Annotated in this window: 19 protein-coding genes; 18 read left to right on the forward strand and 1 reads right to left on the reverse strand. The window is 68.5% G+C overall.

Annotation, left to right across the window (positions count from 1 at the left end; all coding sequences use genetic code 11):
- From C1729_RS13760 to C1729_RS13775, 4 genes are all read left to right on the forward strand, one after another.
- A partial coding sequence (locus tag C1729_RS13760) for a M23 family metallopeptidase (RefSeq protein ID WP_102510717.1) occupies nucleotides 1-900 on the forward strand: 900 nt, incomplete at its 5' end.
- A gap of 13 nt (nucleotides 901-913) precedes the next feature.
- Nucleotides 914-1,729 (forward strand): FHA domain-containing protein, encoded by an 816-nt coding sequence (locus C1729_RS13765; protein ID WP_102510718.1) that lies wholly within the window; start codon nucleotides 914-916, stop codon nucleotides 1,727-1,729.
- Between the two features lie 56 nt (nucleotides 1,730-1,785).
- On the forward strand, nucleotides 1,786-2,019 hold the full coding sequence (locus C1729_RS13770; RefSeq protein ID WP_102510719.1) for a hypothetical protein: 234 nt from the start codon (nucleotides 1,786-1,788) through the stop codon (nucleotides 2,017-2,019).
- Between the two features lie 120 nt (nucleotides 2,020-2,139).
- Entirely contained in the window at nucleotides 2,140-4,161 is a 2,022-nt protein-coding gene (locus C1729_RS13775; protein ID WP_242493912.1) for a bifunctional DNA primase/polymerase, read from the forward strand.
- An 11-nt stretch (nucleotides 4,162-4,172) separates the two neighbouring features.
- Here the strand turns inward: C1729_RS13775 and C1729_RS13780 are convergent, their stop codons facing one another.
- Nucleotides 4,173-4,427: a hypothetical protein gene (locus tag C1729_RS13780; RefSeq protein WP_102510721.1), complete on the reverse strand. Its 255-nt coding sequence runs from the start codon at nucleotides 4,425-4,427 to the stop codon at nucleotides 4,173-4,175.
- A gap of 79 nt (nucleotides 4,428-4,506) precedes the next feature.
- On the opposite strand from C1729_RS13780, the gene C1729_RS13785 reads away from it, so the two are divergent.
- From C1729_RS13785 to C1729_RS13845, 14 genes are all read left to right on the forward strand, one after another.
- Complete coding sequence (locus C1729_RS13785) at nucleotides 4,507-4,887, forward strand: hypothetical protein (protein WP_102510722.1); 381 nt, start codon at nucleotides 4,507-4,509, stop codon at nucleotides 4,885-4,887.
- A gap of 12 nt (nucleotides 4,888-4,899) precedes the next feature.
- Nucleotides 4,900-5,283, forward strand: a complete 384-nt coding sequence (locus tag C1729_RS13790) for a hypothetical protein (RefSeq protein WP_102510723.1) — start codon at nucleotides 4,900-4,902, stop codon at nucleotides 5,281-5,283.
- 1 nt (nucleotide 5,284) lies between these two features.
- Complete coding sequence (locus tag C1729_RS13795) at nucleotides 5,285-5,542, forward strand: hypothetical protein (protein ID WP_102510724.1); 258 nt, start codon at nucleotides 5,285-5,287, stop codon at nucleotides 5,540-5,542.
- 2 nt (nucleotides 5,543-5,544) lie between these two features.
- A complete protein-coding gene (locus C1729_RS13800; RefSeq protein WP_102510725.1) occupies nucleotides 5,545-6,051 on the forward strand; it encodes a hypothetical protein in 507 nt (168 codons plus the stop codon).
- Between the two features lie 372 nt (nucleotides 6,052-6,423).
- On the forward strand, nucleotides 6,424-6,672 hold the full coding sequence (locus C1729_RS13805) for a glutaredoxin family protein (protein WP_340637959.1): 249 nt from the start codon (nucleotides 6,424-6,426) through the stop codon (nucleotides 6,670-6,672).
- Between the two features lie 153 nt (nucleotides 6,673-6,825).
- Nucleotides 6,826-7,011 (forward strand): hypothetical protein, encoded by a 186-nt coding sequence (locus tag C1729_RS14410; protein WP_129590780.1) that lies wholly within the window; start codon nucleotides 6,826-6,828, stop codon nucleotides 7,009-7,011.
- Between the two features lie 145 nt (nucleotides 7,012-7,156).
- Nucleotides 7,157-7,954, forward strand: a complete 798-nt coding sequence (locus C1729_RS13815) for a ParA family protein (protein WP_102510727.1) — start codon at nucleotides 7,157-7,159, stop codon at nucleotides 7,952-7,954.
- The gene (locus tag C1729_RS13820; protein ID WP_102510728.1) at nucleotides 7,951-8,346 is read left to right on the forward strand and encodes a ParB family protein; all 396 of its coding nucleotides are present in this window, start codon (nucleotides 7,951-7,953) and stop codon (nucleotides 8,344-8,346) included. The genes C1729_RS13815 and C1729_RS13820 overlap by 4 nt, the downstream gene beginning before the upstream one ends.
- A 168-nt stretch (nucleotides 8,347-8,514) precedes the next feature.
- Nucleotides 8,515-8,646 carry a hypothetical protein gene (locus C1729_RS15260; protein ID WP_277985827.1) on the forward strand — a complete coding sequence of 44 codons (132 nt, stop codon included), beginning with the start codon at nucleotides 8,515-8,517 and terminating at the stop codon, nucleotides 8,644-8,646.
- Nucleotides 8,643-9,092 (forward strand): hypothetical protein, encoded by a 450-nt coding sequence (locus tag C1729_RS13825; RefSeq protein ID WP_102510729.1) that lies wholly within the window; start codon nucleotides 8,643-8,645, stop codon nucleotides 9,090-9,092. The genes C1729_RS15260 and C1729_RS13825 overlap by 4 nt, the downstream gene beginning before the upstream one ends.
- A 121-nt stretch (nucleotides 9,093-9,213) precedes the next feature.
- Entirely contained in the window at nucleotides 9,214-10,209 is a 996-nt protein-coding gene (locus C1729_RS13830) for a hypothetical protein (protein ID WP_129590781.1), read from the forward strand.
- 182 nt (nucleotides 10,210-10,391) lie between these two features.
- On the forward strand, nucleotides 10,392-10,652 hold the full coding sequence (locus tag C1729_RS13835; protein ID WP_102510731.1) for a hypothetical protein: 261 nt from the start codon (nucleotides 10,392-10,394) through the stop codon (nucleotides 10,650-10,652).
- Nucleotides 10,649-11,764, forward strand: coding sequence for a zeta toxin family protein (locus C1729_RS13840; protein WP_102510732.1), 1,116 nt, complete (start codon nucleotides 10,649-10,651; stop codon nucleotides 11,762-11,764). The genes C1729_RS13835 and C1729_RS13840 overlap by 4 nt, the downstream gene beginning before the upstream one ends.
- A 7-nt stretch (nucleotides 11,765-11,771) precedes the next feature.
- Nucleotides 11,772-12,332 (forward strand): recombinase family protein, encoded by a 561-nt coding sequence (locus tag C1729_RS13845; RefSeq protein ID WP_102510733.1) that lies wholly within the window; start codon nucleotides 11,772-11,774, stop codon nucleotides 12,330-12,332.
- Nucleotides 12,333-12,461: the final 129 nt, after the last annotated feature.

Below are 12,461 nucleotides of genomic sequence, written 5' to 3' on the forward strand. Positions count from 1 at the left end.
CCTGTAGAGGTAGACCCCGCCACTGTGCCCGATGAGGCAATCGCGGGGTACAGCCGTGACCAGTTGGTCAACGCAGCTCACATCCTCGAAGCGGGTCGGGCGCTCAATCTAGGTGTGCGGGACCAAACCATCGGGGTGATGACAGCGATGGGTGAGTCCAGCCTCGTCGTCGTCGACCACGGCGACACCGCGGGGCCCGACTCGCGAGGGCTGTTTCAGCAGCGCTCCACCGGCTGGGGGTCCTACGAAGACCGCATGGATCCCCACATCAGTGCCACCAACTTCTTCAAGGCGCTGATGACGATCAAGGGTCGCGAGAACCTCACGCCCACCACCGTCGCTCACCGCACCCAACGCAACGCCGACCCCTGGCACTACGCGCCCTTCTGGCCTGCAGCGGTCGAGGTGGTCGAAGTACTGTCTGGCATCAGCACCGGCTTGAAGTCTGACGGGCAATGCAGCGCTCCGCCCGGCGACGTGAGCTCCTCCGGATGGGCGGTGCCAGGAGCCGGCCCGATCACCAGCCCGTACGGCATGCGGATGCACCCGATCGACAATGTGTGGCGACTCCACAGCGGGACCGACCTGGGCGGCGGCGGGTGCGACGGCCCCATCTGGGCGGCTCAGGACGGCGCCGTGATCTTCTCCGGGTTCGACAGCGTCGGCAACGGCACCATCACCATCGACCACGGCGACGGCATCCAGACCTCCTACCTGCACCAACACGCATCCGGACTTCTCGTCCGCGAGGGCGACAAGGTCACCGCCGGACAGCAGATCGGCCGCGTCGGTAACTCCGGGCAGTCCAAGGGTTGCCACCTCCACTTCATGGTCACCGTCAACGGCTCCCCCACCGACCCCGTGCCTTTCATGGCCGAGGTCGGCATCACGCTCGGCTAGGAAGGAGGACGCCATGGGTACAGAACGCGAGCACGTCGCCGCCTGGCCGCGTATCAGCGCAACAGTGCGGCCAGACGGTACCGGCACGATGACCATCAACGGCACCGAGCGACCGTGCGCGGCCCAGTCGGTCGACGAGCTGCGCACCGGGATCATCGCTCGCTGCGTCACGCTAGCCCGACGCCTGCACCGACCCGTGAGGCTCACAGTCGACGATGGAACTGTGTCGTGGGTGCTGGCCGTACGTGCCTCGGGCGTCGTGCAGCTCGTCGACGACGCAGGAGCGATCGCGGCCGCAGCGGACCTCGTCCCGCACGAGGGCCGCTGCCGAGCGTGCCGACACCTGGAGCCCGTCACGACCCCGGCCTGCAGCCAATGCGGGCTGGACGAGCCGCACAGGGTCGAGTCCGATCCGACCGTCTCTCGCCAGACGGTCCCCGAGGCCGCCGCGGCCACCGGCTCGCTCCACCAGGCCGAGCCCGGCACGGGTTCGCCGCTCGGACCGGTGCAGCGCGCGCTGCTCCTCGAGTTCGCGACGCGCTCGCCCGTGCAGACAGAGACCGGAGTCGCCGTCGGCCGCAATCCCGAACCAGTTGGCGGCCGACACCCCGTGCCGGTCGACAGCCCTGAGCGCATGCTCTCGCGCACCCACGCACTTATCGACCTCGACGAAGCAGGGCGCATCATCGTGACCGACTACCACTCCGGCAATGGCATCGAGGCCCAGACCCTGCCGCCGGCGCGGCTCGAGCCCGGGACGCCCTACGTCGTCAGCCCCGGAACGCAGCTTCTGCTCGGTGACGTTGCGGTTTTGGTCAGCCTCGCATGATGGCCACGGCGTGTCCGAGAGCGTTGCTTATGTCGACACCGTCTAGTGTTGGACTCGTGAACATTCAGCCCCGTCAGCGAGGATCGCTCGTCGATCCGCGGCGCCTCGGCCTCTGGGTCGAGCGCAGCGCCGACGAGCGACTGACCGCGATGGCCGGTTCTGTCGGTGCCACCAAGTCGGCGTTGATGCAGTGGCTCATCGAGCAGGCTGACGTCGACGCAGCCGGGCGCCCCCGCGGCTGGGACTCGGATCACCCTCGCGCAGAGGAGCTGCCTCTCGACAGCCAATAAGAGCAACGAACCCCCGCCCTTGGCGGGGCGGGGGTTCGAGAAGTTTGCGCCTGATCTGCTGATGTTTGGCGACTGAACCAGATCAAGCGATGTGAGGAACCGGCTGGCTAGGCCGGGGCCTTGTTGTACCCATCAGAGCTGAACCCGAAGGGTGGTGCCATCATACAGTCGAATCCTGAGCCGAATCGAGACGACGCAGCGCTCGGCGCGTCGCCGTGGCACCTGACCGCCGCTCTGAGCCCTCGTCGGACCGTTCGCGTCGCCGCTGTCGACGCCTACGGAGAGGTCGTCAACACCTACTCCGCCGTCCGCCGTACGGATGGACCCGAGCCGACGTCGCCGTGGGCGATTTACCTTGCAGGGGACGACCACCGGTTCCGCTACCTGTGCTTCGACCTCGACGCGAAGGGGCCGGCGGGGAACACCCGCGTCGCGGAGGACACACGCGCTCTCACCGAGCTGCTCGAGCACGTAGGCCTCGACGTCGTCGTCTGCGAGTCGGGACCCGGCGGTGGCCGACACGTCTGGACCGCACTGGCCGAGACGGTCGACGCTGACGTGGTTGCCACCCTGGCACGACTGGCACGCCACATCTGCCCGACCCTCGACCTTTCCTGCCTGACCAACGCGGCTACCGGCTGTGTCCGCCCACCAGGCTCCCCTCACCGCAAGGGCGGGCGGTCGACGATCCTGCGCGGCGACGTCGCCGCACTCCTGGTGCCGCAGGGCACCTCGCGGCAGGTCGCAAGTCTCGTCGAGCTGCTTGCGGCACGAGTCCACAGCGCTGGCACCGTGGTGAGCCCCGAACCGCACAAGCCGCTCCCTCTCGACGAGCACGCCCGCATCTATCTCCCCGGAGCGCGCCGTGATCTACCGGCGGTCTCTGCTGCGGCGCTGCGTGAGGACGCAGCATCCGGTGACGCTTCCGCCGTCGCATGGAGAATCCTCATCGGCGCGGCCGCCGCGCACTGGCGTTTTGCCGACGTTGCCGAGCTCGTCGACCGCTCCCCCGGCCTCGAGCACATCCGAACCGAGCGTGATCGAGGGACGCGAACGCCCCGTACCCGCCTCGAAGCCACCCGCATCCTTCAGCGCCAGTGGGACAAGGCCGTGCGGTATGTCGCGAGCACGGGCCGGCAGATCGGCGATGACCCGACCTTCGACGCGCGTGCCGGCGCTGTCACAGCTCTCGTGAGGGACGTGCAGACCCGCGCGGACGCAGCAGGCGGCCGTTGGGTGACCGGCGGAGGCCCTGCAGACCGCCGTGTACTCGACGTTGTGAGCCTGCTGGCGCTCGAGGCAGTCACAGCCACCGTCGAAGCGGACATCCGCCGGGTGGCGATGCTCGCCGGCATTGGCCGGGAGACGGTCCGCACAGCGCTGCACAGGCTCGCAGCAGAGGGCTGGATCGTTCGCGCGCAGGAGTCGATGGGCGCCCGCGGAGCGCAGTGGACGATCGACCCCCAGAGCACTTTCCACAGGGATATCGAACGTGCCCGGTCACAAGCGGACCCGCGCCCCGCAGGGGCCGGGTCCGCAGAGAGAGCAACCCTCCTCGCCACGCTCGCCGACCGCACGACGGCCTCGACGCACGACGTGTTCGCCCCTGCCCCCGGCCTCGGCGCTCTTGCAGGGAACGTCTACGGGCGACTGTCCGGCTCCGCTCCCCTACAGACTTCCGAGGTCGCGGCTCTCACAGGTATGAGCGTTCGCGACGCAGTGCGCGTCCTCGGCCGTCTTGAGGCCGTAGGGCTTGCTGGTGTTCGTGCTGGCGGTTGGCGCCGCGCAGCGGCTGGGCGACGCGATGCAGTGTCCCGTGTTCTGAACGTCGACGGGCTGCTCGCCCGACGACAGCAGGCGTATGCCATTGAGCGTGAACTGTGGGCGTGGTGGCAGGCTGAGGACGCGTGGATGAGAGCTCCTCGACGTACTGACGCTAAGCGTCGCGCCGGTCGGGGGCAGCTGTCCCTCCTCCCGGAGCCTGGGACCCATGCCTTCGGCGCCCACCCGAGAACACCTGACGGCCGCCTCAACTGGCGCGAAGCACGCCGCATCCTCATCGAGGACCGTAGCGGCCGCGCTCACCTGCGGGGTTCATCAGCAGGCGCGGTCGGAGTTAGCGGTCTCGTGGCAGCGGCCTGACCCAACCGGAATCAGTACCGCAGCGGTTCACACGCCTCGACGGGCACCCACGCTCGCCAGATGCCCCAGTCGGGGTCGTGCTGCTCGACGCAGAGCATGCCGGGAGCGCGCGCGGTGACGTCGAGGTCGAGGGTGACGGTGTCCCCGGCGTAGGTGGGGGCGGTGACGCGGGCGCGGCGGGGCGTGTCGTAGACGGCCTGCGGGCCGGTGTGGGGATGGGTGACGAGGAGGCGGGCGTAGCTGACGCCCCGCTTGTCGGTGAGCATGGATCCAGTGTGCGACGTCGTCGAGGTTGGTCGCGCGAAAGTGTAGACTGGTCTACAGATCGTGTGTAGACTGATCTACATGGGCAGCCGGTACTTCCGCATCCAGCCCGCCGACCGCGACACCGTAGTCCTCCTCGACCCGGCCCGCTGGAACTCCCGCAACTACGGCGGCGAGAAGTACATCGACGGCCCCGACGGCGAGGAGATTGAGGACGTCCGCCACGGCGTCTCCGTCTGCGAGTCCGTCGAGGAGCTCGCCACCTACATCGCCCAGTCCGGCGTCCCGGTCGCCGACCAGGCCGTCATCGTCGAGCTCGAGGCCGACCTCGCCGACGACGAGGACCACGACGCCCACCTCGGCGCCTGCCTCGTCCACCCCACCGCCGTCATCGGCACCACCGTCGTCGGCGACGAGTTCTACGACCTCGTCAACGCCGCCCACGACGCCATCTACGCCTGATCGGAGACCGGCATGTACGACATCGACACCCACGGCGCGTGGCTCGGCGACGCAGCCGACGACCTCACCCCCGAGCAGCTCGAGCGCTTCGCCGCCGAGTGGGACGAGATCTCCGCCCGCTACCCGACCCGCGACGATGACGATGAGGCCAACGCAGCGCTGTCCGCGTGCGTGCAGTACCTCCTCGAGGAGGCGACCGTCGAGGCCGCGGGCATCGAGCGCCGGCGCACCCAGCGCGCCGAGATGCTCGCGCTCGCCGCAGCCCGGCAGGTCGCACGTATGGCCGCGCTCGACGGTATGCCCAAGGCGACCGCGGCGCGGACCGCAGGCGTCGACCGCATGACGTTGCTCAAGGACCTCGGCGAGCGCCCCGCCCGACGCACGGCGAGGAGCTGACGTGCTGATCTTCGTGGCCCGCAAGCGCGAGGACCTGCTCGACGAGACGTGGGCCGCGGTCTGCTCCTCGTCGAGCTACGAGGACGCCGCGCAGCAGATGACGGACAACGTCGTTATCTACGCGGGCGCCCCCTACGCGACGAGTGACACCGCGCCCTACCAGGTCGAGGTCCGCGTCCAGCCCAAGGGCCGCCCCGAGAGCGAGCGCTACACGATGGGGCTGTGGGCACGCCGGTTCGGCCCCGGCAGCGAGTCCTAGCCGTGGCACGGCGCCGCGAGACGGCCGTGACACGGCCCGGCGAGCCCGTGCGCATGGCCGCGGCCGGACGCGTGTGCGGGCAGGTCGCCGGCCCCGAGTGGTGCGAGCGTGACGTCCTGGCGCGCGGCCTGTGCCGACCGCACTACCGGCGCGCAGCCAAGGGGCTCCCACTCGACCCGGACGGCGGGCGCCTGGTTGGGGTGACGCCGTCCGGACACGGGGTGTGGGGCGTGCTCGAGGAGCGCGAGGACCGCCTGCGGTGCCACGAGTGCGGCGGCTGGTACGTCGCGCTCGGCGTGCACGTCGGCATGGTGCACGACGGCGCGCACGCCTACCGGCTCGCGCACGGCCTGCTCATGTCGACGTCGCTCAACGCCGGGCCGTTGCGGGAGCGGCTCTCGCAGGCAGCGAGAGCAACGGCGGACCGACTGCCCCCGCCCCCGCCGCAGAGCGACCTCGCGCGGGAGCGGGCCGAGCGCGGAGTGCGGCTCCGCCGTCGTCCGGGGTGAACGACGAACCCTTCGGCGCAGCGATCGACCGCACCGGCATTGCCACGATTACCGGCAATGGGGGTACTCCCGCAGCCCGTGTGCACCGGGACCGGGATTCCCGGCCCACAGGAAGAGCGCCTGTGGACCGCGAACCCTGCAGCTCTCGGAGTGGGTGGCTACCGCCGCTGCCGTGTGGGTCACCAAGGCGTCCCCCCGCGAGGCTTGAACGTAACGGAGCGCTGTCGTGACGGTGCCGGGGTTGCGTGAGAGCAAGCAAGTGCCAGATCCAAGTTTGTGGAACTAATGCCACTGTTGCCGTTGCGCGGCGACGCCACTAATGGTACCATTAGAGTTACAAGCGGTAAGAGGGTTGGGTGATGGGAGGCGGCGATGATGGCAGTGACGGTCTACAGCACCGGTGCAGGATGCATGCGGTGCGTCATGACGATCAAGGCGCTCGTTGAGGCGGGCATCCCTCACGTCGAGGTCGACGTAAGGGAATCGCCGGCCGCTCTCGAGTACATCACCGGCGACCTTGGGTACACCGAAGCGCCCGTGTGTGTGGTCGAGGACGGAACAGGAGAGAACCACTGGTCCGGATTTCGCCCCGACCACATCCGAAGCGTCGCTGCTGCCTGACGGCGGCAAGAGTACTATTACCACCAATGCCCCTGTTGGGGGTGTAGCGGCGAGGCGCCTCATGGCCGCGAGGCTCGCAGCACTCAAGAATGTCGGTGGCGCGTGATGTGCTCCGATGAGGTCCAGACGCACTCGAAGCCCCCGAGGTGAAGCATGAACTCTCGTCTTATCGCAGCTTGCACGGTTGGCCTTGGCGCCTCCGTTGCAATGACCATCGGCAGCTCGCTCGAAGCCAGCAGGGCCATCATGGTCTCGCTTGCGACGATCCTCGTCGTCGCCGGCATCGTAGCGATCGTTGAGATCAGGCGACAGCGACGCAGCCCCGACGATCGACCCTGAGTCCACTTTCGCTTCCGGCCGTCGCCTGAGGGAGCGGTCGGCCCGGTCGAGCAGCGTTGCGAACGCCGGCACCAAGCATCAGAACAGTACTGTTGGAGTTAGTTAAACAGTACTGTTGGAGTTACTAGCCCCAGAAGGAGTTTTCATGGCAGCTCAGATCTTCGCCCTCTGCAACCAGAAAGGCGGCGTCGGGAAGTCGACGACTACCTTTCACCTGGCCCGCGCCGCGGTGCTCGCCGGCAAGCGCGTGCTCGTCGTCGACAACGACCCACAGGGCAACCTCACCGCGGTCGTGTCCGCCGAGCCCGTCGCCGAGGACCAAGCGGGCCTAGCCGACGTCCTGTCGGCGCGGACCTTCGAGACCGTGCGTGATGTGATCGTGCCCGGTGTGTGGCCCGGACTCGAAGTGGTTCCCACCACCGGAGCCACGCTCGGCTACGTGAGGGACGAGCTGGTCATTGCAGGTGCCGGCCGCGAGGTACGGCTCCGCCAGGCGCTCGCCGACGTCGCGGACGACTACGACCTGATCCTCATCGACAGTGCACCGAGCCTGGACCAGCTGACGATCAATGCTCTGACCGCGGCCCACGGCGTCGTTGTCGTGACTCACTCGAAGCAGTGGAGCCTGTCCGGCCTCGCGCAGCTGCTCGACACGATCGACAACGTGAGGGAGTACTACAACGCTGCGCTGCGAGTGGCGGGTGTCATTGTCAACCAGCACGAGGCAGGCACCGTCTCGGGTCAGACTTGGCTCGACGAGCTCAACGCGGCCGCGCAGAATCGCGGGCTTCCCGTCCTGATGCCAGCCGTACCCAAGCGAGTCGTCATCTCCGACGCTACCGAGGCCGCCCGAGGGCTCGACGAGTGGGGGAGCGCGGAGGCAAGCACCATCGGTGGCATCTACGCCGGTCACCTGGCGAGCATCGAGGGGGCCGTGCGATGAGCAACCGACCCACGCCCCGCAAGTCGGCGCTGGCCGGAGCCAGCCCCGTCCTGCCGCCGCGTCCTGCCACGGTGACGACGCCGAGCGCGAACGCGGACGACGCGCCGGCGATTGAGCCCAAGGAAGACAAGACCTCGAGGCCTGCCGAGTCGCGGCCGCGTCCGAAGTACCCGCCCAAGGTGAGCTTTTACCAGGCGCGGGAGGACACGGCTCGCGTGCGCGGTGCGATCCTGCACACCGGCGCTCTCGAGGGGCCTCGCAGCCTGTCGCAGTTCATCAACGACGCGGTCATGGCCGAGGTAGAGCGCCTCGAGGCGAAGTACAACGGGGGGCAGCCGTTCCCGTCTGTGGGCGCCAGAGTCCTGCCGCAGGGCCGGCCCATGCAGGAGTGAGTGTCCGTTGTAGCCAGGCCGTACCAAGGAATCCACCGCACCCAACGAGCCAGGAGGCACATCGTCGACGTCGTCTACGTCGACCGTAAGACCCACAACCGCAAAGTGCCCCGACGGTGTTCGAGCACCGCCGGGGCGAGGAACCCCCAACCCAAGTGGAGGACTCCCATGCCCATCATCCCCTCTGGCGACCCGCGCTCCGAGAAGCAGGCCGCCACCCTCACCGATGCCGACGTGCAGGTGCTCGACCTGCTCGCGCTGCACGTCATCTGCGGGCAGCTGCGCGAGGCCCGCCGATGATCGCCTACCCGCTCCGTGCCGAAGCCCTGGTGCCAGGCTCGGAGTTCCTGAGCTGGGCGAGCGCCTGTGCGATCCCACTGCTCATGTTCGCGCTCTTTGGGTGCTTTATGGCCCTCGCTCTCTGTTTTGGACGAGGAGCGCCGGCTCCCGAGGAGCCCAGCCTGCCGAGGGTGCGTCCGGAGGACGCGGTGTTTGCTGCCATTGACGACGCCGTCCAGGGGCTGTGTGTCGCGGAAGCGGACTACTGGATCCTCAACTACGACGGCGAGACCGCTCGCATTGAAATCGCCGTGCGCGGTGCGGCGAACGGCCTGGGCGTCAACTCCTCGATGGTGTACATCCTCGTGCGGGAGGGTGCTGGTTGGGAGCTGGTCGACGCTGATCCTGCGGTGCCGATCGATGACGAGGACATTCTGTACCTGTCTGGCCACGTCGCTTGGGGGTAGCAGCGACAAAGGACTCGACCGGCAGACGCCTCGCGTGACCTGCCAAAGCCCCGGGTCCCGATCTGCAATCAGATCGGGCCCGGGGCTCGTTTTGTTACGTCATTGATGTTACGATAACGAAATGACGGAACGAAACGTAATGACAGAGGCTGCCACGCGGATCTGCCGGTTCCCGGGCTGCACGCGGCCGGCGGGCGAGGGTGACGGACGCGGGCGCCCGCCCGCGTACTGCGACGATCCCGGGCACACGCGTGCCGCTGCGTATCGGGCCCGGCGGGACGCCGAGGCCGAGGGAGGCGTCACTGGCGCCGCTACCGTCGAGGAGCCGGTCACGTTCGCCCGAGTGCGCGCGGGTCTGCTCGTCGAGCGTGTCGAGGCCGCCGTCGCGGCTCTGTCGACGATGACTGCTGAAGTGGTGGCCGAGCTGCGCACGCTGGGCGACGTCGAGGCCGTCGAGGTCGAGCTGGAGAGCGTGTCCGCGTCGGCCGAGCAGCGGGCCGCTGAGGCCCGTGCTGTTGCCGCAGAGGCCGAGGCGCGGCGCCGACGCGCTGAGGCAGCAGCGGTGGAGGCTGAGCAGTTGCGCGCGGAGGCCGAGGCGGCAGCCGAGGAGTCGCTGTTGGCAGAGGCGCGGTCCCGCGAGGTCGCGTTGAGCGCCCAGGAGGAGGCCGAGCGACTGTCGGCCGAGGTCGGCGGGCTGTATGACGAGCGCGACGCTGCGTTGACCAAGGTGCGCGAGGTGACTGAGGCATTGGCTACGGCGCACGCCGAGATCGAACAGCTGACGGCTGACCTCGACCAGGTGCGTGCTGCGCTGCTCGAGCAGACCGAGGCCGGCAGCTCGTTGGGTGAGCAGGTCGAGGCTGAGCGCGCGCGTGCTGAGCGGGCGGAGGGGGCGATCGCGCGGCGCGACGAGCGCATCCGCGGACTCGAGGAAAACCACGCTGCGGCGAGTGCGGAGGTCGCCGGGCTCACGGCCCAACTGCGCGCCGAGCGGGCGGCGGCGGCAACTGCGGCGGCGGTGGCCGAGCGTACTGCCACGGAGCGTGTCGCAGAGGTCCGCGCCGTGTACGAGGAGCGCATTGCTGAGCTGCGTCAGCGTCAGAACGAGAAGCCCTGACTCGTCGACAGCCCACAAACGATCGTTTTCGGCGCGACCGCCGAGGACGCCGAACAGAGCGTCGACACGCCGAGTGTCGATCAACCGAAACTCACAACCGAAACCTCGGCCAACCGAAACTTCCACTAGACCGTTTTCGGTTGCTCCGATAGAGTGGTCTGAGATCTAGGAGAGGTGCCGAGATGAGCAGCGATAGAGACTTCAGCCCGATGCTCTACGACGTGATGCGGGAGCTGGCGACCCAACTCGGTGGCCGGTACGTCGAGTGGATGGACGAGGCGACGAGCAGTGCGGCCGAGGAGCATTGGCGGGCCGAGCAGTTCCGGGTGATGCGGGAGGTTCGTGCGGTCGACCCTGATAGCCGCCGAGCGATCGAGGCGCATACGGAGAAGTTGCGCGCAGAGCTTGCCGCGATGCCTCGCTACGCGCCGGTTCTTGCGTGAGCGGCGAACTGAGTCCGGAACAACTCCGGAGCCGGTTCGAGCAGCGCGTGGCCCCGTACCTTGAGGATCAGCGTTCTCCGACAACGGGCGGCCGTTCATGGCCGCCCGTTCTTGTGTACACGGGTGGTCAGCCGGGAGCAGGGAAGAGCCGAGCGAACGAGCGCGCAGCGCAGGCGCGGCCGTCGCTCGTTCCGGTGATTGGGGACGATCTTCGGCAGTTCCACCCGGACTACGCGCGGTTGATGCGTGAGGACCCCTTGTCGATGCCAGCGGCGACCGCGCACGCGTCGGGGCAGTGGATCGGCATGTCTGCGGAGTATCTGCGTGAGCAGCGCGCCGATGTGCTCATCGAGACCACGTTGCGGTCGCCGGAGGCGATGGCAGCGACGATCGCGGGCTTTCGGGAGGCCGGCTATGTCGTCGAGCTTCGCGTGGTCGCAGTGCCGGACGCGGTGTCGCGCCTGGCGACGGTCGAGAGGTACACAGGGCAGGTCGAGTCGACGGGCGCGGGCCGATGGACGCCGGCGGCCGCGCATGATGAGGCGTACACGCGGGCGGTGGCGACGGTCGAGGGCTTGGTGTTGAGCGGTGCGATTGACAGGTTCGTGGTCGAGGACAGAGCAGGCGCTGTGCTGTTTGATCGGAGCTATTTCGGCGTCCGTGACGGTGGGCTTCGTACGGCTGGCAGGGAAGCCGGCATTGCTTTCGAGGCCGCGCGGAACGTCGATCAGATGACGCCTGATGCAGCGAACGCGTGGCTTGATCTGGCACGAGTCCAGATCGAGCGCGTGAAGACGCAGGGGCACCGTGACTCAGACCTATGGGCGACGATTGAGCGCATCTGCACGGTTGACGCGCTGGCTGTTGCTGCGCGTGCCTATCCGCAGGACCCCGCGCACATGAGTGCGGTCACGGATGCACTCAGCGGCGCACTGCTCCCGGCTCCACCGGCGCCGAGCACCGGACGGTCAGCCACTCGCGCGTCCTACCCGCAGGCTGCGACGCAGGCGACCACCCGGCCGCCGCAGACGGAACCACAAGGGCGTCCCCAGGCGCACCACAGCGGCCCCTACTTGCCTGGCCGCGGCAGCGGGACCGGGATCGGGAAGTGAAGCCGTCATGAGCAACGTTGTGGGCTATGCGCGAGTGTCGACGCGGGAGCAGAACCCCGAGGCACAGGAGGCCGAGCTACGCGCGGCCGGCGCCTCGCGAGTGTTCGTCGACCACGGCGAGTCGAGCCGGGTCAAGGACCGTCCGCAGTGGCTCGCGTGCTTGGACTACTTGCGGCCCGGCGACACGCTTGTGGTGCGTCGCCTTGACCGCATTGCAGGCAGCGAGACGATGGCGATCCAGACCATCAACGAGCTGAACGATGCAGGCGTGAACATCAAGAGTTTGACCGAGCCCGACATTGACACCACCACGCCGATGGGGCGCGCGCTGTTCGGCATCGTCGCTGTGTTCGCGCAGCTGCGCGTCGACACCATCCGTGACAACACCCGGCGCGGTTTGGCGCACGCTCGTGCTCAGGGCCGTGTCGGCGGCCGGCCGACTGTGATGACCCCTGAGCGCGTTCAGGCGGCGGTGTCCCTGCGTGCGCAGGGCATGTCCTTGGCCGCGATCGGCGCCGCGCTTGGTGTCGGTCCATCGAGCGTTGCTCGCGCCCTCGCGCGGCAGTGATGACCGTCGGTGCGATCGGGGCCCGCGGTAGCGGGCGGGCTTGTGAGGTGACCCGAGCGGATCGAAGCCGTGCACGGGCTGCGCATGCCTTCGTGAGAGAGCAGCGTGGCGTGACGGCGCAGCCCGTGT

It is taken from the genome of Sanguibacter massiliensis (assembly GCF_900240335.1).
GTDB classification, from domain to species: Bacteria; Actinomycetota; Actinomycetes; order Actinomycetales; family Cellulomonadaceae; genus Flavimobilis; species Flavimobilis massiliensis.